The following is a 26,429-nucleotide window of genomic DNA, read 5'->3' on the forward strand; positions in this document are numbered from 1 at the left end:
AGGGTCAGTTCGTGAACCACGATGCTCGACCTCGAACAGCTCTACAGAGCTCTCGGTCGGCAGGTATCGTGAACCTGGGCCCGGCGGGCACGCCGAGACGGACTCCTCGTCGGGCAAACGACAAGGGGCACGCCGAGACGAACTCCTCGTCGGGCAAACGACAAGGGAGGCCGAGCGCGGCGCTGGAGGCCGGTGCGGTCTACCGGTGAACAGCAAGAGCGGCGCTGGAGGTCACGACAAGGAGGCCGAGCGCGGCACTGCGTCCGCTCGGCGTCGCCACCGCCGGGACCGCCGCGCGCTTCCTCGCCGCCTTGCTGGCCGCCTCCCCGGTCGCCTGCCTCGTCGACGGCAGCGCCCGCATGCGCGAGCGGCCCATGGAGGGCATCCTGCAGGCCCTGCGGGCCCAGGGCGCCGACATCGTCTGCCGCGGCGCCGACGACATGTTGCCGTGCGAGATCAGGGGGCGCCCGCCTGATGACGTCGGCGCCGCGGCCGCGGCGGCGAGATCCGCCTGGCCCGTCCGCCGAGCTCCCGGTTCATCTCCGCCCTCCTGCTGGCCGCCCCGCTCGCCGCCGCCCCGCTGCGCATCGTCCTCGAGCAGGGCACCCCGGCGCGGCCCTACGTCGACATGACCCTCGCCTGCCTGCGCGACTTCGGGGCCGAGGCCGCGTGGGTCGAATCAGATGTCCTTCAGGTCAGCCCGGCCGAGCTGCGCGGGCGCGACTCCTGGTCGCGCTCGCTTCGGCGAGGTGCTCGCGCGCATGGGCGCCGCGGTCGAGCAGGGCGAGCACGACACTCTGGTCCGAGGGACAGGTTCGCTGCGCGGCGTCGACCTCGACCTGGCCGACATGCCCGACACCACCTTGACCGCCTGCGCGCTTGCGCTGCACGCCGCCGGGCCGACGCGGATCCGCGGCGTCGACGTCCTGCGTCACCACGAGAGCGACCGGATCGCCGCCGCCGCGACCGAGCTGCGCAAGCTCGGCGCCGCGGTCGTCGAGCACGACGACGGCCTAGACATCGCCCCGCCGGCCCGCATCACCGAGGGCGCCGCGATCGACACCTACCGCGACCACTGCGCCATGGCCTTCAGCCTGGCCGGCCGCGTCACGATCCGCGACCCCGGCCCGGCTGTCGGGGAGCGCCTGGACGGCGTCATGGGCGAAGGGCGGCCGCAACATGTATCGGCACACCCGCTCGAGCTGCTTGCGGTAGCGACCGTCGACGGTCGTTGCGGCGTGCAGATGCATGCCGAACGCCGTCACCGTCAGGGGCGGTCGGGTCACGGGCTCGCACGGCGGAGCCAGATGCGGACCCTGTAGTCCGAGCTGTACGCAGGCAGCAAGCGCCGGGTCCACGTCGCGGTCGTCGTCCTCGGCGACAGCGGCGACGACCTTGTGGACCTGCGCGAGCACGGCCGTCAGCCGCACTGGCGTCGGCGTCGCCACGGGCAAGAAGCGCACGTCAGCGCCGAGCTCCTCGAAGGCGTCAGTGACGAGGCAGTGCAAATACACGTAGAGGCCGAGGTCGCTGCGGAATCGCTGGACCACCGTGAACACCCCTGCGGAAAGCGGCCCTACCGAGCACAGCCCGTGACTCTCTTTGACGGACCACCGCATATCGTGCATCACCGCTCGCGCGAGGCCCTCAGCGACTTTCGCCAGGAGCACCTGGTCGTAGCCCAAACGCACTGCCAGCGGTCCCTCGAAGGAGAGGACCCATTGCCTGTCGCCGACCGCTGGCAACACGTGGTCGACCAACAACGCCGCTCCTTCCGCCATCCGCCGACCCATGCACGACGGGCAGAATCCCCGGCCCTTACACGAAAACGGTACGAGCAGCTCGTCGCCACACTGGCGGCACGCCGTCCGCACGAAGCCCTTCTCGAAGTCGCCGCACTCCGCGAACGCTTCGAGCTCCGCATTGACGAACTCCGGTAGCGCGCGCCCGCCCTCCTCGAGGCGCGCGAGGAAACCCGGCAGGTGGCGCCGGACGAGCACGGCGGCATCGCTGTCGTGGGTCTGCCGCGGGACGTAGATGCCCGGCCTCGCGCAGGCGGGCATGACGCTCGCCCCTGCACCCGCGCTGCCGCGCGCGACCCGCTCACCAAGTGGGCGAGATTCCTACCGAACCCCCACGCCTCGTCGTGACGTCCTTGGCCTGCAGACCGGCCGGGTGGCCCGCCCACTGGACGGCCGCCACGGGGCTGCCACCCATCCACCCAAGAGCGACGACAGCAAGGACCGCCGGCCGAGACGATTACCCGACATCGTCCGGGTTTTGGGGCAGATTTGTGGCAGCCAGAGGCACCCAGAGGCAACCCGTGGCAAGTCGCCCTCCCCGCCAAAGCGCCTCCGGGTGGAGACCCGCGGCGTTTTGGCAGCGGAGGGGCATCTGGCGAGGATGGGTCAGAACTTGTTCCACAGGTACTCAGTATCTCCCCGCCGGCGTGGAGATACGGGCATTTTGCGCTACGAACTTAACACTCGTAACCTCGGCCTAACCCTTTCGGGCTCGGGCGTTGGCGTTGGGGCCGGAGCAGGGACCCCTTCGTCCAGGCGGGCGATGCCGGCCTTCATGGCCTTGGCCGCGTTGCGGACGTGCATGTAGCCCTCGGTCGTGCTGGCATGCTTGTGGCGCGCTAGGAGCTGGAGCTCGTTCAGGTTCGCTCCCTTCTCGAGCAAGAGCGTGATGAAGGTGTGCTTCCCCTTGTGAAAGCCCCTCCAATCGACTCCCGCTCTGCTGGCCAACTCGATCATGTGCTTGCGGAACGCGCTCTCCGACATCCAGGCGTTCCGCTCACCCGGGAAGACGTGGTCGGTCAGCTTGCGATCCTTCCGCGCCTTCGCTAACTCGGAGCGGAGCCGAGTACGCATCGGCACGGACACCGCCTTCTTCCCCTTCGGGCACTTGAGGCCGGTCCTGTGCGCCGAATGCCTGACGTGGATTTCGCCGTTCCTGAGATCCACGTCGCACCACCGGAGGGCCAGCATCTCGTTCCGCCGGAGCCCGGCATCCAGACTCAGCAGGAGCGCCAGCACCCCGAGCTCATCCCCTTCCGCGGCGGCGAGGAGCAGTTCCATTTCCTCGTCCGTGTACGGATCCTTTTCGGCGGCATCCTGTGTCTTCAGCCGCTTGATCGTGGGAACCCCGGCTAGCTTCTCCTTCTCGACCTGTTTTGGCTCAGCTGGAATGGGACACGCCCCGGCCTGGTAGAAGGAGCCGGGGCAAGGACCGCCCATGAGCAAGAAGACACGTCGTCACCACACCCCTGACCAGAAAATCAACCTGCTGCGTCGACACCACCTCGAGAAGGTGCCGGTGTCGGAGGTCTGCGAGGGCGCCGAGCTGCAGCCGAGCGTCTTCTACGGCTGGCAGCGCCACCTGTTCGAGCACGGCGCCGCGGCGTTCGGGGAATCTCGCAAGCGCGTCGAGACTAGCCGGGAGCAGGAGCTGCTCGCGGAGAACGAGCGGCTCAGGGCTCGTCTGGCCCGCAAGGACGAGGTGATCGCCGAGGTGACCGAGGAGCTGGTCCGGACAAAAAAATCTGTTGGGGAGCCCTGACGGACCGCTGGGTTCCCCACGACGAGCGCGACCAGGTCGTCGACTTTGTGCACAGGCTGTCCGAAAAGACAGAGGTGCCGCTCGTGAAGTTCGTGGAGTGGCTGGGCATCGCCCGCGCCAAGTTCTACGAGTGGCGCCGGCGATACGGCAAGCTCAACGAGCACAATGGCAAGACCCCGCGCGACCACTGGATCGAGCCCTGGGAGCGTCAGGCGATCGTCGACTATTTCGACACGCACCCGCTCGAGGGCTATCGGCGGCTGACCTTCATGATGCTCGACGACGACGTCGTTGCCGTCAGCCCCGCGACCGCCTACCGCGTCCTGCGGGCGGCCGGTCGCCTCGATCGTCATCGACCGAAGCCGAGCAAGAAGGGCACCGGCTTCGTCCAGCCCCTCGGCCCGCACGTGCACTGGCACATCGACATCGCCGTCATCACCATCGCCCGCGTCTACTACTACCTGTGCTCCGTCCTCGACGGCTACAGCCGATACGTCGTGCACTGGGAGTTCCTCGATCGCATGACCGAGGCCGACGTCGAGCTCATCCTCCAGCGTGCCCTCGAGGCCCACCCTGGCGCTCACCCGCGGGTCATCTCCGATAACGGCTCGCAGTTCATCGCCGGCGACTTCCGCCGCTTCATCGACCTCGCCGGCCTGACCCACGTCCGGACCTCGGTGAACTACCCGCAGGCCAACGGCAAGATCGAGCGGTATCACCGGACCCTCGACAAGAACACCATCCACGCCGTCACGCCCGACGGCGCCCACGCCACCATCGCCACCCGCATCGACCACTACAACAACCACCGCCTTCACAGCGCGATCGGCTACGTCAGCCCGCGCGACAAACTCCTCGGACGCGAGACCGAGATCTGGGCCGGCCGCGATCGCAAGCTCGAGGCAGCCCGAGAGCTCCGACGCAAGCGCCGAGAATTGGACCACCTCGGCACCGCCGCGTAACTTCTCTCGACCCTCCACTTCACCCTCAGCGTCTCCGTTCGTCAACCCACCCTCTGTCCCGTTCACGCTGAGCCAATACACCGGAACTGAACCACGACTATCCGGCCCTCACCGCCGCTCGCCCGTATCCCCACGGTACCGCCGCTCGCCCGTAGATTTTTTCTTCGAGTCGCCATCCAGGCCGACCTCCTGCGTCACCTTAATACAGACGCTCAAACTTCCCCGAATCGGGAGAAGCCCAACTGAACGTCGCCGTCGATGTGTCGCTACTACGAGCGATGCCCGACATCGAACCAAGACAGGAGGATCATCATGTTGAGCACCATCTCGATGTTTTTCACGTTCGCACTCGTGATCTCCGGCCCCGCGCTCAGCGACGCCCCGGAGATGGACGAGCCCGGACGCGGTCCGGCCGTCCTTGCGGACCAGAGCGCGGAACAGGCTCGCGCGGAGTGCCTTGAGGTCGACCAGTCCAGGCAATACGAGGCGGGCATCTTCGGTCGAAGCGGCGACGACCACTACCCGATGAACGGGAAGACCATCACCCGCGTCGACCTCCAGGTCGACACGGGCGGACACGCGAGCGCACAGATCAACAAGCAGGACAGCACCGAGGTGGTGGTCCATTGGTGGGTCGATCTATTCTCGAGTGTCAGCTACACCCTCAAAGTCTGGGTGGAGTGCTGAGGTTCTGGGTGCCGGCGGCAGCGCTGCAGCGCCGCCCACGGCGGGTTTGACGACCTGGCCGCTTACGCATTCGGAAACTGCGCAGATGGGCCGCGCACCGTCGACTCGGCGTCGAGGTGAGCGGGCCCATCTGCCGGTGAGGGACCGCGCCCTCGTCCGGCTCTTGTAGCTCGCCACAATGGTGTTGCTGTTCCGGCGGCGCCAGGGAACAATCAGCCCGCTCAGCCGGGCGTGCATGCAGCGATCGGCTGCGCGTCCCCGATCTGCAGCGCCTCGACGGACGGAGCGAACATGTCACCGAAATCCTCGCGCTTGAGCGCCCCGCCGTCATAAAGCAGGGCGATGTCCGGCACCGTCTGCTCGATGGACAGCAGCTTCTCCGGGGAGGTGCCGATCTCGGCCGCGGCGAGCGCGGTGGTCAGCTCCACGCGGAGAAACGCGAAGTCCGCGATCCGGATCGGCTCGATCAGTCCACCGTCGTCCGCCTCGATCACGACCGGAACTTGGACTTTCTCGAGCGCCTTCATGAAGCTGTCCGAGTCCGTTTGCTGGAGGTCCATCACGTTCCCCTCGGGGTACAGGTTCTTCACTCCGACGATCGATTGTGACACATAATCCTCCATGTTGCTCATGATGTGAGCGCGGATCTCGTCGGCCCTGACGATGATCCCGGACACGTGGCAACCCATGCAGGAGATCCCGTTGACCACCGCGATCTCGTCTTCCTCGTTGTCGAGGTCCTTTACGATTTCAATCGGTGCCTTGTCGAGACGCTGCCCGAGATGGTTGACGATCGCGTAGGCCTGGAACCCGTTCGGCAGCGAGAAGATCACCTCGCCGCCGTCCGCCTGGAAGTCGAGCGGGTGCGCGAAGATGTTGCGCAGACCGTTTCTGTCAGCGAAGTCGAAGCTATGCCAGAAGTACCCGTCGCTCGAGATTTCCTGCCGCTCGACGATCCGGTTCACCTCCGCCACCCCGGAGCTGTAGAAGCCGGCCCGGGCGACGAGGTCCAGCGCCTGGTTGTTCTGCTCCGCGAGTGCATTGGCGGCCAGGTCGTCGATGCCGCTCTTGGCCGCGGCGAGTTCGGCCAGGGTCGCCGGGATCCGGAGGATCTCATGGTACAGCGGCGGACGCGCGACGATGTTCATGAACGACCGCCCCGGCTGCACGAACAGGGTGACCTTCCTGCCTTGTTCGTTCTTCAGGGCGTCCTGGATCGCGGCGGCGACGGGGTAGGCCTCGTTGACCCCATAATCGACCGAATACGGGTTGGCGCAGGCGATCTTGTCCCACAAGTCGGCGTCCCAGCCGAAGAGGCGCAGGTCGATGCGAAAGATGGCATCGTGGCTACCGGCGATCTCCACCGGGAAGGCGGGTTTCGACTTCTCCGACAGGCTGTTGAGCAGCTTGGTCAGCGCCTGGCGGTAGGTCTTCAGCTGAGCGGGGCAGTAGCCGGCGTTGTAGACGTCGATGAAGGAGATGTAACGCTGGAACTGCCGGTCGTTGGGATCGAGTTTCGACAGATCCGAATGGATCATGTCGAGCCACTGCTCCATCGTCACGGGTGCCTCCGGCGCGCACCGCGGCTCGCTCTGAGGGTCGGGACTTCGGCCGCCGCCCGGAGCGCTGCATTCGCCGATCCATGCCCCGAGGACCGCCATCTCTTCCGTGGACACCCCAGCCTGCGACGGGGGCGGCATCTCGCCCAGAACAATCCTCTGATAGATGAGCGAGTTGGCCGGATCTCCGGGCACGATCTTGCCGGTGGCCATCATCGCGTCGAGGTCCGTGATGTTGCTGAATTCCTCCTTGCCCTGCTCGCCGTGGCAACTTCCGCAGCGCGTCTGCAAGATCGCCTGAGTTTCGAGGCGTCGAGACTCGCATTCGGGTGCCGGCGGCTCATCGGTGGTCGAAGAGGCATCCATGCCGGTGCCAGAGGTGCCGGTCGTATCGCCCTCTGTGGCCGAGGTCTCCGGATTTACGCCATGGCTGCAGCCGTCGCAGCCGACTGCAGAGATCGTCAAGACATGGAACGACACGAGCGTGGACAGTCTCGTGGTCGACTTGAAGGAACAACGCATGATTCGCTCCTGAAGGGTCGGGGTTGGACTGGGTTCGACGATTTCACTGAACCGACTTCGTGACGAAGGCTCTCGCTGAACCTCGACGAGGTCCTAGGAGTCCCAGCAGTTGCTGGGCTGATCGTTGATATGCACCCAGAACCGTGTGTCGGGGACGTCGCCGAACGCGTACCAGGTCCAGCCGCCGCCTCCGTCGTGAAACTCGGCCATCCGCCAGCCGGGGCCGTAGCTGTCCGTGCAGAGCAGATCGGCGGCCCCAAGGCTGGTGAGGGCGGTCCCCTGGACAGCTACGGTCGTGGCGATGGTTCCGCCGGTCCATCCGTTGTAGAAATCCGTCTGCAGACCGTTCGGCTTCGCGGCCGCGCTCGGCTTGATGCACAATACAGGGAGGGCCGTCATGCACGACGTATCGCCGGAGTAAGGGTCGCAGCTCGAGCAACCGACGTGGGCGATGCCCCACTGTGCGTCGTGGTCGAGCTTCGCCCACGTCATGCCCTGGCGCCCCGAACATGCAGGGTCGGCCGCGAGCGGGGAGGCCCTCTCCACGCTCTCGTCGCTTCCCGCGTCGCTCTCCTCGCTGGAGGCGGACGACATGGCCTCGTCGCATCCCCCGCCGAGCAGGGCCAGCATGAGCATGAACTTACACATGGCTGAACTTCGCATTTGCGCGCTCCGTTTCGCGCCGGGTTCCCCCGGCTGTTCGTCACCGTCGTAATGTTCAGTGACCGAGCTCGACGGGGCGGATGGTTGTCCGCGTGACGCAGGGAATGACCGGTAGCGCAGGAGCGCGGAGGAGACCGCGACCCCGACGCGGCGCCCGCCGCGGCGACGGCCTGCAGCGCCGGCGAACACGCCGTTGCCCGCCCTGCGGCCTCGTCCATAAGCAGTCGTACGGGAGGGACCATGCACCGCGACCTCAAGGAGTTCTCTGACGACATCGAGCTGGCGCGGGCATGCGCGAGCGGCGATCTCGACGCGCGTCGCCGCCTCGTCCGCGAGTATCACCCGCACTTGCTGCGATTCTTCGGCAACAAGGTGGCGCGGGCACATGTCGGCGATCTCGTGAACGACACCTTCATCCGCCTCTTCGAGCGAGGCCTGGGCGCCTACGGCGGCCAGGGGCGGCTCCGATGCTTCATCCTGGGAGTCGCCTATCGTCGTGCCCTGGAACACTTTCGCGACGACGAGCGCGTCGCCCACCGCGACTCCTGGTCCGGCGACCCGTCCGATCGCCGCCCCTCTCCCAGCCGAATGTCCGCGCAGAAGCGTCGACGGCAGGACCTGTGCGCCGCGCTGCAAAGACTGCCCGCCAAGCTCCAGACGTCTCTAGAGCTCTACTACTGGAATGGCCTCACGACCGACGAGATCGCGGCGGTCGTGGGTCGGCCGACCGGCACCGTGCGCTGGGAGCTCCGGCGAGCCCGCGAATTGCTCAAGGAGTCGCTCGAGGCCGCCGACTTCGACGCCTCCGAGTGGCTCGATACGCTGTCGACGAGCTCAGCATGAGGGAGCCGAAGATGCACATCGATTCGTTGTTCCGTGCAGTGACCGGCCCGTGCTCGACCGACCGGCTCGACGTCGAACTCGTGGAGGCTCGACTCGTCAGTCCGGGCTGCGCGCCGCGGATCGGTCGCTTCATCCTGATCGAAGAGGTCGGCCGCGGCGGCATGGGCGTCGTCTTCGCCGCGTTCGACGCAGAGCTCGAGCGCAAGGTCGCCGTCAAGCTCTTGCACGCGGACGTGCCCAGGGAACGGCTCCTGCGCGAGGCCCAGGCGCTCGCAAAAATGGATCATGCGAACCTCGTCACGATCTACGAGGCCGGGGAGGACCACGGTCAAGGCTATATCGCCATGGAGTTCGTCGACGGCCGCTCCCTCGCCGAGCTGCAGCGCCAGTCGCCGGCTCCCTGGCGCCACTGGCTCCGGATCTATCTCGAGGCCGGCCGGGGGCTCCATCACGTCCACCTGGCGGGGCTCGTGCATCGCGACTTCAAACCCGACAACGTACTGGTTCAACGCGACGGCCGGGTGGTGGTCGCCGACTTCGGCCTGGCCAAACTCAGCGCTGTGACCGCCCCAGGATGCGCCGATACGGACCCGGGAGACGCGACGGACGACCGCTTGACCCACGCCGGCGCCAGGCCCGGGACGGTCCGCTACATGGCGCCGGAGCAGCTCATGGGTGACGACTGCGACGCGCGCAGCGATCAATACAGCTTCTGCCTCGCGCTCTGGCAGGCCGTTCACGGCGAGCTGCCGCTGGGGATCCATGAGCGCGACCAGATCGACGCGTGGCGCAGCCTCGGCCACAAGCGACTGAAGACGCCGATGTGGTTCCGGCGAATCTTGCTACGCGGCCTCCACCCGGAGCCTCGCCTGCGCTGGCCGTCGATGGAGGCCCTCCTCGACCGGTTACAGCAGGACCCAATCGCGCAATTGCGGCGAGCTGCGCTCGGGGTATTCGCCGGACTCGCCGTCGTCGCAGTCGCGTGGCTCGTGCGCGAGTACCTCGACGCGGCGGCCAACGAGGCGCTCGCCGAAGCGGCCGTGAGACAGTCCCAAAGCGAACTCGCGGAGCTCGTGCAGCACCGGCTCGACGACGTTCTCACATGGGCCACCTGGCGCGAACGAGACCCGGCGGTCAGGTCGAACTTCCTCGTCGACGTCCGCGATCCCGACGCGACGACGGAGTGGCGCAATGCCGCGATCGACACGCTCCTGCGCCCGAGCAGCCTGGCGATCCTCCGTGGGCACTCCGGCGAGCTCCGAGGGGTGGCCTTCTCGCCTGACGGCCGGCTCGTGGCGACTGCCAGCCTCGATCACACGATCCGCCTGTGGCGATCCGACGGCCAGGAAGAGCCTCAGCCTCCGCTTCGCGGGCACACCGACGCGGTGCATCTCGTGGCCTTCAGCCCCGACGGTCGGTTGCTGGCCTCGACCTCGCGTGACAGGACGGTGAGGCTATGGGACCTCTCCCGGCCAGGGACAGCGCCGCAGGTCCTCGTGGGCCACCAAGGTCCTGTTTGGTACGTGGCCTTCAGCCCTGACGGCCGCTGGCTCGCCACTAGCGGAGATCACGGCCAGGTGCTGCTCTGGCAGCGGAGCGACGACGGCCTCGACTTTCGCTCGAGTGGTGCTCTCTTGGGGCACGAGGGCGACGTCTGGCAGGTCGAGTTCAGCGCCGACGGCCGCCAGCTCGTCTCGGCCGGAGACGACCACACTGCGCGGATCTGGTCGCTCGAGACGCAGACCCTTCTTCGGATCCTCCCACATGACGGCAACGTCCTGCGCGCACACTTCAGCCCTGATGGCACGAAGGTGGTCGCCGCGTCCCAGACCGCGGCGCCGCGCGTGTGGCGGGTCGCGGACGGCCAGCGTCTCCATACTCTCGCCGCCGATGGCCAGGGGGTGCAGGATGCGAGGTTCGATCCCTCGGGCGAGCTGATCGCCACTGCAGGAAATGATGGGTCTGCCAAGCTCTGGTCCGCCGCCTCCGGCCGGCCGCTCCGCAGGCTGAAGCTCGGCCCTGGAACCTCGGCGATCGCTTTCTCGCCCACGGGCGATCTGTTCGCGGCGGCGTCCCCCTCCGGAGACGTCCGGGTGTGGCGAACCGAAGGGTACGGCGGCGCATACGAACTCATCGGTCACCAGGCATCGGTGTTTCAGCTCGAGTTCTCCGCCGACGGACGGTACCTCGTCGCTTCATCGTACGATCGCACCGCGCGGGTGTGGGACGCGGACGCGCTCCGCCACGGGCCCTCGCAGCCCATCCTCGAAGATGTACCGAACCGGGGGCTCGCCTGCGCCAGCGCGACTCTGTTCGCGCTGGCCAGGGAAGATACGATCGAGCTGCACGACCGTGAGACCGGTCGACTTCGACGACGATTGCACGTCCCCGCCGGAACTGCGAGGTGGTGCGTCCTCAGCCCGGACTCACAGGCCATGCTCGCGCTCGCCACCGACGGCGCCTTGTACCGCTGGGACCTGTCCCGCGACGATCGCGAGCTCCTCGTGTCGACCGACGCGAACGAGTTCATCTTCGCCACCGGCGGTGACGCGCTCGTCGGCCATCAGGACGGCAGCATCTCTCTGTTCAACGGTACCGGTGAGCGCATCGATCGCGTGAAGGCCCACGCCAAGGCGGTCAACAGCTTCTCGGAGCTCCTCCAGGGGCGATACATCGCCTCGGCGGGCGTCGATGGAAGCCTGGTGCGTCTCGACGTCTCGGACGGCCTGCGCCCGCAAGAGCTCTCGCCGCCGACCGGATTTCGCCTCGCCGGCAACCGAGGATGCGCCGACCGCGGGCTGCTGCCCGTCTGGAATTCGCGCAACGGCAGCGTGCTCCTCTGGGACATCCCGCGCGGCGTCATCGCGCATGAGTTCGGCGGCAAAGTCCCCAAGTGGGTCGACCTCGATTGCAAGCGCAACCTCCTGGCGATCATGCCCCGGAGCGGGGGTATACAGCGATGGACACTCGGCGGCAGCAGGCTCTCGCCTCAGCCGCCCGGCCTCGGCGGAGGTGCGTGGAGCGCCGTCTTCAACGACGAAGCGGCGCTGCTCCTCTTGAGCGATCTTCACGGCGGCTTGCGGATCTTCGAAGCCACCACCTTCACGGAGAAGGCCGCGCTAGAGGACGTCGGGACGCCGCTCCAAGTCGGCGGGGACGACGGGGCCCTGCTTTTGATGAGCCCAGCGGGCGGCGTCACGCGGATCGAGCTCTCCGCGCTCCTGCGCCCGAACGACGAGCTGCGAGTCGAACTTCGCCGGCGAACGACGGCCTGTCCTGACCTCGAGCAATGGCGAGCGGTGTATTCACAAGACGAGGCGGGAGCCCGCCGAGCGGCGGAAAAATGCGCCGCCCGTCACGGCCGCGGCGCGCCGGGGCTCGCTTCATGGTAGGCGCAGGGGCGGTCAACATCCCCCCGGCACAGGGTCACTTTCAAGGTTTCTGCTTCCTTGCTTCCTCCTTGGCCAGGCTTTCCTTGGCGCACCACGACGCGGTTCGTCGCACGGTTAGTGCGCCGGGATAAACCGGCAGAGAAGGAGGAGATGAGAGAGCTCCACATCGAAGGAGTAGCGACCCACGATGACCCCGAGTCCTGCGCCGGCACCCGCGAGGGTGCAGGTGAAGCGTCGGACAGGGGCACGTGCAGGCCGGGTATTGAGCCGCGAAATCAGATTCTTCAGGGCGCCGACGCTGTTAACTGGAGCGGAAGGCAACACGCACCGAACCGAGAGCGCGAGGCGCGGTGCGGCCCTGCGCGGTCGGAGACCCCGTGCATGCACGGAACCTCTCTGCGCGAGAACCGGGAGAGCTCCGGGGCGCCCATTGCGATGGCGTCGCTAGGGGACGCGTCGGGGAAGGCCATGAGCCGCAAGCCGACGATGCACGGCCCGGAGAAGTCAGACGGGCTCGTAGTACCTACGAAGTCGCCGAATAAGGCCGGTCCGGCGGCGGCGGAGGTGATGGAGGGAAGGAGCCCGGCCAAGGGGAACACGGAAGGGCAAAACGCGCCCCGGACACAGTGCCGGACCAGCGTGCCCAACGCGGCGCGGATCAGACGTGCGGCGATGTCGGCGCTCTCGCGGCGCGCCAGGGTCCAAAATCTCTCGCGCGGGCCGCGTCTCATACGACATTGTCAGGTAGGGGATCGGAGGGAGATCTCGCGCCAACCGTGCGTCCCGTACTCGCGTCGGATCAGTAATCGCAGGAAGCGACCTTCGTCATGGCACAGATCTGGGCGGTGCCATCGACGAGGTTGGGATTGTACACGCTGCTGATCTGCAGCTCGCCGACGGTCGCGTCAGTCGTCGAGGCTCCGTTGTTGTTCGAGGTCACCCGGGGGCTCGTGAAGATGCCCGTGGCCTGCCCATCGCTGTGCGACCTGCTGAGGTCAAACCAGAAGACGCTGGTCGGCGATGCGCAGCGTTTCGGCACGTTGACGCAGATCTGCGTGGTCGGGATCTCCATGCGCACGGCGAGCGACGTGATGCTCGCCGTCTGCGGCACCTCGATCTTGCAGTGGACGACTGGTGTGACGAGGCGCTGCCACATTGTGTGGGAGAGCAATTTAATCCACGCGCACTCTGCGGTGTCCAGCCATCCTGCCGCGGTCACCGAATCGGCGTTGAAAGACAGGCTGACGTTGGACTGGTGTCGATTGAGGGCGCCCGGTCGATCCTCAAGCCGGATGATCGAGCAGCCGTCCGGGAGCGGCCACCTCTCGGTGAGCGACACGGGCTTCCTGTCCTCGCACGAGGTGTTCTCGAAATAGAAGATCCGCTGCTCCAAGCGGCGGGTCTCGGCCTGGGGACAGGCGTACGAGATCGAGCCGGTGAGCGCCAGTCGGGTCGAGAACGCAGGTGGCACGCACATCGGGATGAACAGGTCCGATACGACCTTTCCACGGCGGTCTCGGGGCCGCACCCGGAGTTGCAGGCAGCGCCCGGCGTTCTCCGAGATCAGGGCAACATCGAAGACGACGGAGACCGAATTGGCGCTACCCCCCGCCTGCGCCTGCAACACCTTGAGCCGGGACTGCCGATTATCGTCGTATAGTTCGACCGTCGGGGCGCTCCTGTCCCAGAGTCTGAAGCCATGAAGGGTCGCACGCCCGCCGCTGGGTGGAACGACGCTCGGTGAGTGGCCGTCGAACTTCAGGTAGTCGAGCCGTGGTCGCCCCGGCTTGACGAATGGTACGCCGGTGCGCAGCTCGAGCAGCATCGTCTGTAGCCCGGCCGAGAACGATTCGATGTTCTGAAACGCACACCGCTGCTGGGTCGACAGCAGATTGCTAGCCCGCTCCGTGACTGAAAGTAGCCTCCTGGCGACCTCTTGTACGTCCAAACCAAGCCTCGTCAGCGGTACGTTCAATTCATCGTGAAGGAGTCGTCGGAGCTGTTCCGTCGTGATCCCGAGCTGCGTGGCGAGCTGTCCTGCCGTGATCCCTGCATCTCCGAATCCCGTCGCAATGACATTCCTGAGCGACTTCATGACTAAATCCACGGCGCCGAACAGCGCCGCCCCGGTGAGTCCGGGCGGCACCAGCGCGATCGCACTTGCCGGCTGGGCCGTGCTGGAGGCCGCCGAGCCGGACGGGCTCGTGGGCTCCGTCGGTACCCGAGGAGTCGACGCTTGCCCAGCGCATCCGAGACCGTGCGTCTGGGAGAGCAGAGCGGCGAGCACCACGCCGAACTTCGATCCTTTCCTACGGAACACGGACGAGCGCGACAGGTCGCCGGGGCGCACGAAGGGACAGCTCGAGGGGGCGATGATCATGACGAGATCCTGGAGGGGATGCGGGATGCCGATGCGCGCAGGAGCGACTGAAGACAAGGTCTCCAGTGCGTGCGGCCTCGCCGCGCCACCTCGGGCCGCGTTGCTGTGCAGAGCGTGGGTGATCGACCGCCACTGAGGCGGGCGTCGTCCATGATGGCGCGGGGCGCACCGAGTTCGAGGGCGTCGTCGTCGCCGGCGACGCCACCCGAGGCACCGGCCGCTCGGCCGTCGGGGTCGGTGAAGGCGTCAGCGAACAGGCTGCGGCTCGTCCTCGCCGGCACGTTGCTCAACGAGGATACGCCGCCGGTGAGAAGAAGGTGAGCGCCAGGTATTTGGGACATGTCCATGAGGACACCAAGGGCGACCCGTGAAGCGCGGCGCGGCTTACAGCATGTAAGCGTCGGTCATCAGGCAGAACATCGGGTCGCCGGGCTGCCCGATGTAGGCGCCGCGACCGTGCGGTGGATGATAGCGCGAGCGCTCAGTCGATACTCATGTTCGCCAGCGGACGCAGAAACATGTCCTCGGCTGGAGTGGCCGCGTGCTCGCCGGCCAGGTGTCGGCGGAACGCAAGCCGGAGCTCTCGCGCGTCCGTGTGACGGAGGCTCGTCATTTATTGCTCTTGGCTCGATTACACTTGCGGCACAAGATCTGAGCGTTGGCTGGAGTTCCATCGCCTCGGCTTGAACGCGCGATAATGTGGTCAAACTGCCACTCGTTCTCAGGCGGGGTCACCTTTCGCAAAGATCTCGAGGGCCTCACCGTCACGACTCCGCAATGCTCACATGCGACATTGCCGCCGTGCCTGGAACGATTCTCTTGAAGAATCCCTGGCTTGTCTCTAGAGAGAAACTTCATCCCAGCCCTTGCTCCTCCTGCGGATCCTGGGCTGCGAGAGCTTGGTTCGAACGATCGATAGGGCTTCGAGGGATGCTGGAAAGGCATCCCATCCCTACGCTCGCGCGTGGTTTAATTTTGCTCTATTTTATTTTCATAGGTTCAAAATAGTCAGAACGTTGTCTGTTCTGGGGCCTGCACCATAGCCAACGATCGATGCTGAGCTCGAGATCTTGTCTTCAGCTATCGGGTAGCAGTGGTTTTTGAAGACGGGCAAGTTGCTACAACTCCAAGTTCTTCAAGGATTGCCGTCGACCGCCGTCAAGATTCCATGCGGCGCGAGATTGGCGGCGGAATCCGGGGTGAATCCCCGACGAACTTCGGTTTGCTGTCGTAGCTGCGGAAAACGGCCCATCGTGATCGCCCAGATCGGTCCATCGTGATCGCGTAGATCGGCATCGTGATCGCGCCGATCGGCATCGTGATCGCGTAGATCGGCATCGTGATCGCGCCGATCGGCGTCGTGATCGCCCGGATCGGTCCTCGTGAGGACCGGCGGCGAATGCGCCTGCCGGCCAGGGCACGGAGATACCTGGCGTGGTACGCGCAGCCGCAAGCGCGAGGGGCGAGGTCGACGCTGAATCACCGGCCATTTCGCGTGGGAGGCGAAATGGCGACGCAGCGACTGACCATGAAGAACATCCGCGAGATCCTGCGCCAGAAGTGGGCGCTGCAGCGAAGCCACCGGGACGTGGCTGCGAGCCTCGACGTCAGCGCCGGCGTCGTCGGCAAGGTCGTCGGCAAGGCCAGCGAGGCTGGCCTCACCTGGGACGCGGTGCAGGCCCTCAGCGACGAGGAGCTGGAGCGCGTCGTCTACGACGGCGAGCCGGCGTCGCAGGCGCGGCCGCTGCCGGACTTTTCGTACATCCACACCGAGCGGCGGCGCAAGGGCGTCACGCTCGCGCTGCTGCACATCGAGTACCTCGAGAAGCACCCGAACGGGTACCGGTACACGCAATTCTGCGAGCTGTACCGCGCGTGGCTGAAGCGGCGCGGTCTGACCCTGCGGATCGACCATGTCGCCGGCGACAAGGCCTTCGTCGATTACTCCGGCAACAAGCTTCACATCGTCGATCCGAACACTGGCGAGTGCATCGCGGTCGAGCTCTTCGTCGGCGTGCTCGGGGCCTCGAACCTCACCTACGCCGAGGCGAGCATGACGCAGCGCGGCCACGACTTCATCGCCAGCAACGCGCGCATGCTCGAGTACTTCGGCGGCGTCCCGGCGGCGCTGGTGCCCGACCAGCTCAAGGCCGCGGTGACGAGGCCGTGCTGGTATGACCCGAAGATCCAGCGCACGTATGCTGCGCTCGCGGAGCACTACGGCACCACCGTGATGCCCGCCAGGCCCGGCAAGCCGCGCGACAAGGCCAAGGTCGAGAACGCCGTGCTGATCGCCCAGCGGTGGATCGCCGCCCGCCTGCGCGACGAGGTCTTCCACTCGCTCCCCGAACTCAACGCGCGGATCGCCGAGCTACTCGAGGACCTCAACACCCGGCCGATGAGGAAGTACGGCAACATCAGCCGGCGCGCGCTCTTCGAGCGGATCGAGCGATCCGAGCTATGCCCGCTGCCCGCCGTGCGCTTCGAGCACTGCGAGTGGAAGACCTGCCGCGTCAACATCGACTACCACGTCGAGATCGATCGGCATTACTACTCGGTGCCGTACACGCTCGTCGGCGAGGCCGTCGAGGCGCGCTTCACCGCGACGACCGTCGAGCTCCTGCACCGCGGCAAGCGCATCGCCTCGCACCCGCGCAGCTTTGTGCCCGGGCGCCACACCACCGATCCCGAGCACATGCCCAAAGCCCACCAGCGGCATGCCGACCGCTCGCCGAGCCGGATCCTCGCATGGGCCAAGCAGATCGGTCCGAAGACCGTCGAACTCGCCCAGGCGCTCATGAAGGAGCGCAAGCACCCCGAGCACGGCTATCGCGCCTGCCTCGGCATCCTGCGCCTCGGCAAGACGTACGGCGACGCGCGTCTCGAGGCCGCGTGTGCCCGCGCCGTCGTCGTCCGCGCGCGCTCGTATCGACACGTCGAGTCGATCCTCAAGAACGGCCTCGACCGCGCCCCGCTGCCCGACCTCCCCGCCGACACACCGGCCGACAAGCCCGAGGTCCACGAGAACATCCGCGGCCCTCGCTACTACAACTGACCGAAAGGATACATCGATGATGAATCAGCAGACCATGGAGAGGCTCAAGGAGATGCGGCTGAACGGCCTCGCCGCCGCCTGGCTCGAGCAGCAGTCGCGCACCGACTACGCCGGCCTCGGCTTCGACGAGCGCCTCGGCCTCCTCGTCGACTCCGAGTGGATGAGCCGGCAGAACGCCCGCCTCAAGCGCAACCTCAAGGAGGCGCGCCTCAAGCTCGGCAGCGCCTGCCTCGAGGACCTCGACTACGACGACCGCCGCGAGCTCGACAAGCCGCTGATCCGCCAGCTCGCCACCTGCAACTGGGTCGCGCAGCACCAGAACATCGCCATCACCGGCCCGACGGGCACCGGGAAGTCCTTCCTCGCCTGCGCCCTCGCCCAGCACGCCCTCCGCCGCCGCTACCGCGCCATGTACCGCCGCACCTCGCGGCTCTTCGACGAACTCGCGCTCGCCCGCGCCGACGGGACCTATGCAAGATTGCTCGCCAAGCTCGCCCGCGTCGACGTCCTGATTCTCGACGACTGGGCCATGACCCCGCTCGGACCGGCCGAGCGAAGAGACATGTCCGAACTGATGGAGGATCGATTCGGTGAACGCTCCACCATCCTGACCAGCCAGCGCTCGCCCGAGCTCTGGCACGACCAGATCGGCGACCCCACAACCGCTGATGCGATTTGCGATCGCATGCTCTCCCAGTGCCACCGCCTCATGCTAAAAGGCCCATCACGCCGCAAGGAGGTCGCCTCCCAGACCTGAACACCCCATCAGCGTCGCTTCGCTCCGTCCGCGCCGAGCCCGCAACCGCGTCGCTCCGCTCCGACCTCCGGAGTGATCACGATGACCGATCCACGCGATCACGATGGCCGGAATACGCAGTAGCTGCCGACCGCACCGCATCGGCCAGGAGCAGCGGTGTTCGTACACCGGCTCGCGGTCGAGTTGCGCGAGCGTAAGAGCCTATCGGGGAGGTTCAGCTTAAGTTTCGGATGGTGTTACGAGCGACGATGCGCGCCCGAGCCCGGCGGCCAGGCGGCTGCAAATCTTTGCGATCCGCTCCAACCCCTCGCGGCGACGGCACCTCGAAGACGGGCGACTATGTGGCCGTCGGTTACGCCAACGGCAGCGAGCGCTCGGGACACACCATGGAGGTCGGCGAGCGCCGCGGGTGCCGCGCCCCGTCTGCGTCCGAATGCCGAGTTGTTGCTGGAGGAGCGGCCGTCGGGAGCCTGACATCCACGTCCCTGCGCGGCCCCTGCGCGATCGGCCCTCGGAAGGAAGAGGGGTAGTCCGGCAGAGATGCGGCTACTTGCGCCTCGATCCCCCGCAGGCGGGGCTACACCCGCGCACTCGGCGCGGTGCCCCCTGACGTCTCAGCTCGAAACCCGCCTCGGAACTACCGAAGGCGGGCTCCTGTCTGTCGAGCCAGATTTACTTCACCAAAATCTAACTCTTTTTGCGGCTTGGAGTGGCAACCAGAGGCAAGGGGTGGCAAGACCCCTCCTCCCGAAAAACCCCGTGGACAGCAGAAGCGCGGGCGTTTGACGGTTGCCGGGTTTTTGCGGGAGGTGGCCGGCGGGTCAGAACTTGTTCCACAGCTACAAGCTCTCCAACCTTTGGGTGCCCCTATGCACGGGCGATTCTCCGAATAGCCTGGAAGATGGATGGCTAAGGCTTTTGCACATTATCTGGCACCACGTGCAAAGTGGTGCCAACGCGGTGCCAGGTTCGTTCTTGATGAGTGTCGACGTCGAGATTTGGCTATCGACGTCTTGGCGGAGGCATCGGCTCCACCACACGATGTCAATCCTTGCCCCCATTTGCACAAATCTGACGCAGGGTCCGCCGGAGTGGGCCTCGCGGAGTTCGCGCCAATTCCTCACGAAGGCCTTCCTAACCGGCTGTAGCGGTCATCCCGCCAGGGGTGCGCAGTACTCGAATAACCGTTCATCTCCCAGAACCCGAGCTTCTCCCGCGTCAGTAGCTCGATGCGGCTTATCCACTTCGAGCCTTTCCACGCGTACAGCTGCGGTGTGATCATTCGGACCGGTCCGCCGTGTTCGACGGGCAGGTCGTGGCCGTCGACCGTGTGGGCCAGCAGCACGTCGGGCTTGAGCGCCTCTTCGAGCGCCACGTTGGTCGTGTAGCCGTCGTAGCCGTGGCACATCACGTGGACCGCCGCCGCCGTCGGGTGCACCAGCGCCATCAGCTCGGCGAAGCGCACGCCGACCCATTGCATGTCCATCTTGGACCACGACGTCACGCAGTGGAAGTCGCTGGTGTCCGTGGTCTGCGGCAGCGCCATGAAGGCGGCCCAGTCGAGCGTGATCGGCTGCTCGACCGCGCCGTCGATCTTCAGCTGCCACTTCTCCTTGGGGACGATAGGCTTGCGCCCGAGATCGAGCACCGGCCACTTCTTCGTCACCGTCTGGCCGACCGGCAGCTTCGGCATCCCGTGGCGGTTCGGCGGGCCCGAGCCCTGCGGGCGCGCATCGGACAGCGCCGGCGTGTCGCGCATCCGCTGCTCCCAGCGCTCCATCAGCTTGCGCCGCGCCTCGACGATCCGCCGCTCCTTGTCTTCCGCGTCCTCGCTCATCCCCCACATTCTACTCGAGCGCGCCCGCGCGGCCGAGCGACCCCCGCCGGTACGGCCCCCCGGCCGGGCTTAGCGGATCGCCGGGCCCAGGCGCACCCCGGCGAGTCATCGACGCCGCCTACTCTCGCGCCCTCGCCTGCCCTGCGCGAAAGGGCAGGCCCATGTCCAACATATGCTCGATGGGACATGCCCGATCGGGCATGTCCCTCGCGCCATGCTCACTCGAGCGAGCCGACCATCACCAGGAACTCCTCTTCGCTGAGGATCTTCAGCGGGGCGCCGGCGGCGATCAGGTCCTCGGCCTTCTTCTGCTTGCTCGACTTGGCGCCGCGGCCGGCGCCGACTACCAGGAAGGACAGCGCCTTCGTCACGCCGGAGGGCACCTCGCCGCCGAGGGCTTGCACGCGGGCCTGGGCGACCTCGCGGGTGAACGCCTCGAGAGTGCCGGTGAACACGAAGCTCTTGCCGGACAGGGCCGCGCCCTCGACCGGGGCCGGCGCGGCCTCGCCGGGCAGCACCGTCACGAACTCGAGCAGCGCGTCAATCAGCTCCGCGCGGGCTGCCAGGCCGTGGACGATCGCGTCGGCGATCGCGTCCTTGATCCCGCGGACTGCCGTGAGGTCGGCCTGGTTGAGCTCGCGGATCCGCTCGAGGGTGCGAAACTCGCCGGCCAGCAGCAGCGCGTTCTGCTTGCCGAGGTGCTCGATCCCCAGCGCTTGCAGGAACACCGCCAGCGGCAGCTCGCGGTGCGCCTCGATCTGGTCGATCAGGTTCTGCGCGCTCTTCTCGCCCAGGCGCTCGAGCTCCTGCAGGTCGACCGCGCGCAGGCGGTAGTAGTCGGCCGGCGTGCTGAGCAGCTCCGCGTCGACCGCCGCGCCGATCACCTTCGGACCGAAGCCCTGCAGGTCGATCACCTTGGCGAAGTGCTCGAGCTCGCCGAGGCGGGCCTGCACGCACTTCTTCGGCTCGGCGCACCACAGGTTCTCGCCGTCGCGCTTCTTGCGGCGCTCGATCGGCCCGCCGCAGGCTGGGCACTGCGTCGGCAGGTCGAACGGGCGCGACGCCGGGCCCGACTCGACCACGCGCTCGACGTTGGGGATCACCCCGCCGCGGCGGGTCACCTCGACGCGGCAGTTATGGGTCAGGCCGAGCGACTCGAAGATGTTGAGGTTGTGCAGGCTGGCGCGGCCGATCCGCGCCCCGCTGAGCTCGACCGGCTCGAGCAGGGCCACCGGCGTGATCACGCCGGTGCGGCTGACCGACCAGAGGATGTCGAGCAGGTCGGTCACGCCCGAGTCGCCCTGGAACTTGTAGGCGATCGCGTAGCGCGGGTGATGGCCCGTGAGCCCGAGGCGCCGCTGCTCCTTGACCGAGGCGGTGCGGTAGACCACCCCGTCGATCTCGTAGTCGAGCTCCGGCCGGTTGCGGGCCCAGCGGTCGTAGCTGGCCTGCAGCCCGGCGCGGTCGACGAACTCGTGGTCGATGCCGCCGAGCCCGAGCTTCTTGAGCAGCTCGAACTTGTCGCGCTCGCTGTCGAACTCGGGGCCGATGATGTCGTAGGCGAAGAAGCTCAGGTGCGCGTTGCGGGTGTTCTTGCGCTCCTTCTGCTTGATCGACCCGGCCGTCAGGTTGCGCGGGTTGGCGAAGTCGCCCTTGAACTTGGCGAAGTCGCTGAGCTTCATGTACAGCTCGCCGCGGACCTCGAGCTCGACTCCGTCCGACGCGACGGTGCGCGGGATGTCCTTCACCTCGAGCGCGTTCATCGTGATGTCCTCGCCCTCGGTTCCCGAGCCGCGGGTGGCCGCCATTACCAGCTTGCCCTTCTTGTCATAGCGCAGGCTGCAGGCCACGCCGTCCATCTTCGGCATCACCAGGATCTCGCTGCTGAACTTGCCGGCCCAGCTCTGCAGATCGGTCTCGTTGTAGCACTTCTCGAGCGACAGCATCGGCCGCTGGTGGCGGACCGCCGCGCCGAACCGCTGCTCGGGCGCCAGCTGCAACGCCTCCTCCGCGTCCATCGCCGGCGCCTCGGCCGCCTGCGGCCCCATCTCGTCGAGCACCGCCGCGTCGGGCCGCAACCGCTTCAGCCGCTCGATCAGCTGGTCGTACAGCGTGTCCGGCAGCGTCGGCACGTGGTCGTCCCAGTACTCCTTGTTGGCCCGCCGGATCAGCACCTCGAGCTCGTCGGCCGTGAACGAAGGCAGCCGGGCGTTCACCGCGGCGGCGTCGAGGGTCTGCAGGTCGGAGGCGGGGGTCGTCGAGGCGCTCATGAGCGGCCGGGATGCTAACAAACCCGCGCCCGCCCGTCGCCCGCTCGCTTTCGCGCACACAGCGGGAGGCTGCAGGGGGCCCTGCAGCGAGTCGGCCAGGCCTGCAGCGCCACGAGCGAACGAACAAGCGTCCCCATCTCGGCGACTTGGCCCCCGCGACCCGCGAACGCCTGCCACCCGTGGTCGCCGCGCCGCTTACTTCTGCACGGAGCTCTGACTTCAGGCATCGCTGGGATGACTTCGCTGCCCGGCCGGCCCAGCCAACGTCATGTTAGGGTCGCCGTACATGATCGAGAGGATCGAGTTCGACCCCGAGATTTGCCGAACGCTCGGCCTGCAGAGCACCGAACTGCGGGGACTGAAAGATCTGGTCGTGCTCGCCGGTCCCAACGGGCAAGGCAAGTCGCGCTATCTCCGCGCGCTGGCGACACAGTGGTCGACGATTGACATGTATATTGGCAGGCTGCTGGCCAACCTCGGCTTCCACGATCGCTCGATCGACGAAGCTACGCCCGAGGAGCTCGGAGCCTTCTTTGTGGAACTCAGCACCGCATTTGCCGCAGAGATGCCCGGCGAGAAGCGACAGCAGCTCGAACGATACGCTGCGACCCTCGAATCCAGGGCTGAAAGCCATCGGCGCATCACCATGAGCGCCACGATGCTCGATCGAATACGCGTGGACCGCCGCTTGCCCAGACTCGTGCATGTCGGTCACCAGCCCTTCAAGAGCTCCGCGCAGGATTTTCCGCTGTCCACCCTGACGCAAAGAGCCGTGGATCACCTGAAGACGATGGCGACCTGGCTCTACCTCAAACAACACCCCGAGTACCAGACCTCGCGCGCGGGGAACATCGCCGAGCTCGACGCCTTTCAAGCGATCCTAAAGGCTCTCCTGGATACCGAGCTCGAATGCGGCGGTCTCGAAGAACGTTCTTCGTCGTTTTCGGGGCAGCCGGTCCTGTTCGGCCGACCTCTCCAGTCTCAGGAGCTCTCGGAGGGCCAGCGCATTTTGCTAGGTTGGGCGATCCTGATCCATCAGGAGGCGGGACAGATCCGCGGCGCGATCCTGCTGTTCGACGAGCCCGAGTCCCATCTTCATCCCGAAGTTTGCATCCGGGCGATCGATCGCCTTCGCGCCTCGGGTCCGGCGCAGATCTGGGTAGCGACGCACTCTCTGCCATTCCTCGCGTACGCCGGGGCCGAGCGTATATTTTCGGTGGTCGGCGGGAAGATCGGGTACGCCGGCAATGCGGTGATCCAGGTGCAGGACGCGCTACTCGGGGGGACCGAAGGCCGTGCGCGCTTGCGCAGCTTTCTTGCCGACGCGGATGCGATCGCTATCGCGGCCTATGCCCAGCAGTGCCTCGTACCCCCGGTGAGCGTGCCTGGCCACGAGCGCGACCCGCAACCGGCAATGGCCCTGGCGGCGCTCCGGAGGCGCATCGCCGCCGGGGAGCCCGTGCGTGTCCTCGATTATGCGGCCGGTCAGGGCCGCATCGCCCAGGCGCTGGCGAATATTCCCGACGCCGAGCGCTCAGCGCTTCGCTATTACGCCTACAACGACGCGGAGCACACGAGCCCAGCCGAGCACGAGCTTTGCCGTCAACGCGTCGCCGCGCTGGGGCAGGGGCCCGACGATGTATACTATGTCGACGACATCCGCGCGTACCAATCGCCTGCGACCGCCCACATGGACGCGGCATTGATGTGCAACGTCCTCCACGAGATTCCCCCCGACGCATGGATCCACACCTTCAAGAGCATCGCCCGGGTGCTCGCGCCGGCTGGGCAGTTGATCGTGATGGAAGACCAGCGCATCTCCGTCGGAGAGATGCCGCACGCCAAAGGATTCCTGGTGCTCGACGTGATCGAGATGGGGGCGTTGTTCAACGTGCCCCAAAACGCGCTGCGCACGTTCGACGCCTTGAACGGTCGCCTCACGCTCATCGAGATCCCGCGCGACGTCCTGCTGAACGTCTCTCCCGCGACGATCACTGCCGCGCTCGAGCGAGTGGCGGATCGAGCTATCAAGGGAATAGAGCGCTGCCGCCGCCAAGCCGATGGAACACGGGCTCACGCGCGAGGCCGAGAGCATGCGTTCTATACCATGCTGTACGCCAATGCGCATATCGCCTTGAAGACGTATCGCTGACTCGGCACGCCGCGAAGAAGCGCCGACCCTCGCGCGCGGAGCATCCGACTTCGCCACACGGATCGCGTCGCGGCGATCGACCTGCCGCCTGACAAAAGAAGCCCGACCACGCCCGCCCCGCTCGCGGACGCGAGCGCCCGGGTGCCATGATCGGCGAGGCGACCATGACGGCGGTGTCGTGCGGGTGCGCGGGTTCGCCCGTCGGAACGCCCGCAACCCTGCCGTGGCCCTCATCCGGCCCGTGGCACGCCTCTTGAAGAGCTCGGGGAACCTATGACTTCCCGCGCCTGTAGTCCCCTGCGTCTGGCTCTCCTCGCTCTTCCGCTCATGACTCTGGCCGTCGGCTGTGGCGACGATTCGGGCAGTGATTATGGTGGCAGCGCCACGAATGCGAGCTCGCCGAATTCGGGCAGCGGCAGCGACGGTGGCACCGGCGACGGGCCGGGCGACAGCTGGGACCCGGGCGATTCGGGCGGCGCCGGCACCGACGCTCCCGGCGACACCGGCGCTGGCTCGAGCGCCAGCGATTCGGGCGCCGATCCGACCGGTGCCGGCACGGGCACCGGCGAGGCCGAGAGTGACAGCGACACCGGCGGCGAGGAGCCGATCGATCCCGGCCAGCTGACGGCCGGCGAGTGGCGAGACCTCGACCACTGGGACTTCTGGATCGGCCTGCTCGGCGACGAGACGTGGTCGTCGATGGAGAAGCTGTGGAAGCTCTATACCAGCCAGCGCTTCGCAGTGGTCGCGGTCGCCGACCAGGTCCCGGTGGTCGACGCCGACGTCGTGCTGCTGGCCGGCGACCAGCAGACGGTGTGGACCGCTCGCACCGACGTGCGCGGCCGGGCCGAGCTGTTCAACGGCCTGCTCGGCGCGCCGGCCGAGGGTCCGTTCACCATTCAGGTGACCTCGGGTGAATCGACGGTCTCGATCGCCGATGCTCAGCCGTTCGCCGGCGATCCCGCGATCGCCAGCCTCGACGGCGCCGAGGCGCCGGCGAAGGTCCTCGACCTGCTGTTCATGATCGACACCACCGGCTCGATGGGCGACGAGCTCGAGTACCTGCAGGTCGAGCTCGCCGACGTGATCGCGGAGATCCGCGACAACATCGGCCAATCGTTCAAGATCCGCCTCAGCGTCAACTTCTACCGCGACCACGGCGACGAGTACCTGGTGCGCGAGTTCCCGTTCACCGAGGACATCGACACCGCCCTGGCCGACCTCGCCGCGCAGAACTACGACGGCGGCGGCGACTTCCCCGAGGCCGTCAGCGAGGCGCTCGATTCGACGATCCACGGCCACGACTGGAGCCCCTCGGCGGTGTCGCGCCTGGCGTTCCTGGTGCTCGACGCCCCGCCGCACGACAGCGCGCCGGACCTCTCGCTGATCCACGAGAGCGTCGGCGACGCCGCGGCCGCCGGCGTGCGCATCATCCCGGTCGCCTCCTCCGGCATCGACAAGAGCACCGAATTCTTCCTCCGCTTCGTCGACATCGCCACCGGCGGCACCTACGTGTTCCTCACCAGCCACAGCGGGATCGGCGGCGAGCACATCGAGCCGACCATCGGCGAGTACCAGGTCGAGCTGCTCAACAAGCTGCTGGTGCGCCTGATCAGCCAGTCGGTCCAGGGCGTCTGATTCGCCGCTCCGTGCGTTTCTCGAGACGAGAGCACGCGCTCTGCAGCGCGTGCTCTCGTCGTCGCGCGTTCCAGGGCCGGGGTGGGCGGATCGGCGAGCATCGCTGGGCCGGGCCAGTGATCGGCCGCCTCGAAGAGGCGAGGATCCG

General features: G+C 66.9%; 18 protein-coding genes. 9 read left to right on the forward strand and 9 right to left on the reverse strand.

Annotation, left to right across the window (positions count from 1 at the left end; genetic code table 11):
* Positions 1-695: 695 nt before the first annotated feature.
* From OV090_RS40010 to OV090_RS40020, 3 genes are all read right to left on the reverse strand, one after another.
* Positions 696-1,004 (reverse strand): hypothetical protein, encoded by a 309-nt coding sequence (locus tag OV090_RS40010; protein ID WP_267710117.1) that lies wholly within the window; start codon positions 1,002-1,004, stop codon positions 696-698.
* 9 nt (positions 1,005-1,013) lie between these two features.
* Complete coding sequence (locus OV090_RS40015; RefSeq protein WP_267710118.1) at positions 1,014-2,063, reverse strand: transposase zinc-binding domain-containing protein; 1,050 nt, start codon at positions 2,061-2,063, stop codon at positions 1,014-1,016.
* A 408-nt stretch (positions 2,064-2,471) separates the two neighbouring features.
* Positions 2,472-3,242, reverse strand: coding sequence for a tyrosine-type recombinase/integrase (locus OV090_RS40020; protein ID WP_267710119.1), 771 nt, complete (start codon positions 3,240-3,242; stop codon positions 2,472-2,474).
* Here OV090_RS40020 and OV090_RS40025 point away from each other — a divergent pair.
* The 3 genes from OV090_RS40025 to OV090_RS40035 all read left to right on the forward strand — a co-directional run bounded on the left by OV090_RS40025 (position 3,241) and on the right by OV090_RS40035 (position 5,213).
* A complete protein-coding gene (locus tag OV090_RS40025; protein WP_267701425.1) occupies positions 3,241-3,564 on the forward strand; it encodes a transposase in 324 nt (107 codons plus the stop codon). The two genes, OV090_RS40020 and OV090_RS40025, sit on opposite strands and share 2 nt — an antisense overlap.
* Positions 3,565-3,647: 83 nt before the next feature.
* Positions 3,648-4,526 carry a DDE-type integrase/transposase/recombinase gene (locus OV090_RS40030; protein ID WP_267710120.1) on the forward strand — a complete coding sequence of 293 codons (879 nt, stop codon included), beginning with the start codon at positions 3,648-3,650 and terminating at the stop codon, positions 4,524-4,526.
* Between the two features lie 312 nt (positions 4,527-4,838).
* Complete coding sequence (locus OV090_RS40035; RefSeq protein ID WP_267710121.1) at positions 4,839-5,213, forward strand: hypothetical protein; 375 nt, start codon at positions 4,839-4,841, stop codon at positions 5,211-5,213.
* Between the two features lie 221 nt (positions 5,214-5,434).
* Here the strand turns inward: OV090_RS40035 and OV090_RS40040 are convergent, their stop codons facing one another.
* A complete protein-coding gene (locus OV090_RS40040; RefSeq protein ID WP_267710122.1) occupies positions 5,435-7,252 on the reverse strand; it encodes a c-type cytochrome domain-containing protein in 1,818 nt (605 codons plus the stop codon).
* A gap of 135 nt (positions 7,253-7,387) precedes the next feature.
* Positions 7,388-7,957 (reverse strand): flagellar hook-length control protein, encoded by a 570-nt coding sequence (locus OV090_RS40045; RefSeq protein WP_267710123.1) that lies wholly within the window; start codon positions 7,955-7,957, stop codon positions 7,388-7,390.
* 240 nt (positions 7,958-8,197) lie between these two features.
* Here OV090_RS40045 and OV090_RS40050 point away from each other — a divergent pair, with 240 nt between their 5' ends.
* Entirely contained in the window at positions 8,198-8,800 is a 603-nt protein-coding gene (locus OV090_RS40050) for a sigma-70 family RNA polymerase sigma factor (protein ID WP_267710124.1), read from the forward strand.
* On the forward strand, positions 8,797-12,192 hold the full coding sequence (locus OV090_RS40055) for a protein kinase (protein WP_267710125.1): 3,396 nt from the start codon (positions 8,797-8,799) through the stop codon (positions 12,190-12,192). The genes OV090_RS40050 and OV090_RS40055 overlap by 4 nt, the downstream gene beginning before the upstream one ends.
* Positions 12,193-12,991: 799 nt before the next feature.
* Here OV090_RS40055 and OV090_RS40060 read toward each other — a convergent pair.
* Complete coding sequence (locus OV090_RS40060; RefSeq protein WP_267710126.1) at positions 12,992-14,572, reverse strand: hypothetical protein; 1,581 nt, start codon at positions 14,570-14,572, stop codon at positions 12,992-12,994.
* 1,158 nt (positions 14,573-15,730) lie between these two features.
* A complete protein-coding gene (locus OV090_RS40065) occupies positions 15,731-15,910 on the reverse strand; it encodes a hypothetical protein (RefSeq protein ID WP_267710127.1) in 180 nt (59 codons plus the stop codon).
* A gap of 169 nt (positions 15,911-16,079) precedes the next feature.
* Here OV090_RS40065 and istA point away from each other — a divergent pair, with 169 nt between their 5' ends.
* Entirely contained in the window at positions 16,080-17,627 is a 1,548-nt protein-coding gene (gene istA / locus OV090_RS40070; protein ID WP_267710128.1) for an IS21 family transposase, read from the forward strand.
* Between the two features lie 16 nt (positions 17,628-17,643).
* Complete coding sequence (gene istB, locus OV090_RS40075; protein ID WP_267710129.1) at positions 17,644-18,384, forward strand: IS21-like element helper ATPase IstB; 741 nt, start codon at positions 17,644-17,646, stop codon at positions 18,382-18,384.
* A gap of 1,120 nt (positions 18,385-19,504) precedes the next feature.
* On the opposite strand, the gene OV090_RS40080 is transcribed toward istB, so the two are convergent.
* Both OV090_RS40080 and ligA read right to left on the reverse strand, forming a co-directional pair.
* A complete protein-coding gene (locus OV090_RS40080; protein WP_267710130.1) occupies positions 19,505-20,221 on the reverse strand; it encodes a molybdopterin-dependent oxidoreductase in 717 nt (238 codons plus the stop codon).
* 218 nt (positions 20,222-20,439) lie between these two features.
* Entirely contained in the window at positions 20,440-22,491 is a 2,052-nt protein-coding gene (gene ligA / locus OV090_RS40085) for an NAD-dependent DNA ligase LigA (protein WP_267710131.1), read from the reverse strand.
* A gap of 286 nt (positions 22,492-22,777) precedes the next feature.
* On the opposite strand from ligA, the gene OV090_RS40090 reads away from it, so the two are divergent.
* The gene (locus OV090_RS40090; RefSeq protein WP_267710133.1) at positions 22,778-24,643 is read left to right on the forward strand and encodes an AAA family ATPase; all 1,866 of its coding nucleotides are present in this window, start codon (positions 22,778-22,780) and stop codon (positions 24,641-24,643) included.
* A 327-nt stretch (positions 24,644-24,970) separates the two neighbouring features.
* On the forward strand, positions 24,971-26,281 hold the full coding sequence (locus OV090_RS40095; RefSeq protein ID WP_267710135.1) for a VWA domain-containing protein: 1,311 nt from the start codon (positions 24,971-24,973) through the stop codon (positions 26,279-26,281).
* Positions 26,282-26,429: the final 148 nt, after the last annotated feature.

Source organism: Nannocystis sp. RBIL2 (assembly GCF_026626745.1).
Classification (GTDB): domain Bacteria; phylum Myxococcota_A; class Polyangia; order Nannocystales; family Nannocystaceae; genus Nannocystis.

Bases quoted from the DNA above. Each gene is read 5' to 3' on its own strand.
- OV090_RS40090 (WP_267710133.1), top strand. From the start codon at position 22,778: ATGATCGAGAGGATCGAGTTCGACCCCGAGATTTGCCGAACGCTCGGC.
- OV090_RS40080 (WP_267710130.1), bottom strand. From the start codon at position 20,221: ATGAGCGAGGACGCGGAAGACAAGGAGCGGCGGATCGTCGAGGCGCGG.
- OV090_RS40045 (WP_267710123.1), bottom strand. From the start codon at position 7,957: ATGCGAAGTTCAGCCATGTGTAAGTTCATGCTCATGCTGGCCCTGCTC.
- OV090_RS40035 (WP_267710121.1), top strand. From the start codon at position 4,839: ATGTTGAGCACCATCTCGATGTTTTTCACGTTCGCACTCGTGATCTCC.
- OV090_RS40060 (WP_267710126.1), bottom strand. From the start codon at position 14,572: ATGATCATCGCCCCCTCGAGCTGTCCCTTCGTGCGCCCCGGCGACCTG.
- OV090_RS40050 (WP_267710124.1), top strand. From the start codon at position 8,198: ATGCACCGCGACCTCAAGGAGTTCTCTGACGACATCGAGCTGGCGCGG.
- ligA (WP_267710131.1), bottom strand. From the start codon at position 22,491: ATGAGCGCCTCGACGACCCCCGCCTCCGACCTGCAGACCCTCGACGCC.
- OV090_RS40025 (WP_267701425.1), top strand. From the start codon at position 3,241: ATGAGCAAGAAGACACGTCGTCACCACACCCCTGACCAGAAAATCAAC.
- OV090_RS40020 (WP_267710119.1), bottom strand. From the start codon at position 3,242: ATGGGCGGTCCTTGCCCCGGCTCCTTCTACCAGGCCGGGGCGTGTCCC.
- OV090_RS40055 (WP_267710125.1), top strand. From the start codon at position 8,797: ATGAGGGAGCCGAAGATGCACATCGATTCGTTGTTCCGTGCAGTGACC.
- OV090_RS40095 (WP_267710135.1), top strand. From the start codon at position 24,971: ATGACTCTGGCCGTCGGCTGTGGCGACGATTCGGGCAGTGATTATGGT.
- istB (WP_267710129.1), top strand. From the start codon at position 17,644: ATGATGAATCAGCAGACCATGGAGAGGCTCAAGGAGATGCGGCTGAAC.
- OV090_RS40015 (WP_267710118.1), bottom strand. From the start codon at position 2,063: ATGCCCGCCTGCGCGAGGCCGGGCATCTACGTCCCGCGGCAGACCCAC.
- OV090_RS40065 (WP_267710127.1), bottom strand. From the start codon at position 15,910: ATGCCGATCTACGCGATCACGATGCCGATCGGCGCGATCACGATGCCG.
- istA (WP_267710128.1), top strand. From the start codon at position 16,080: ATGGCGACGCAGCGACTGACCATGAAGAACATCCGCGAGATCCTGCGC.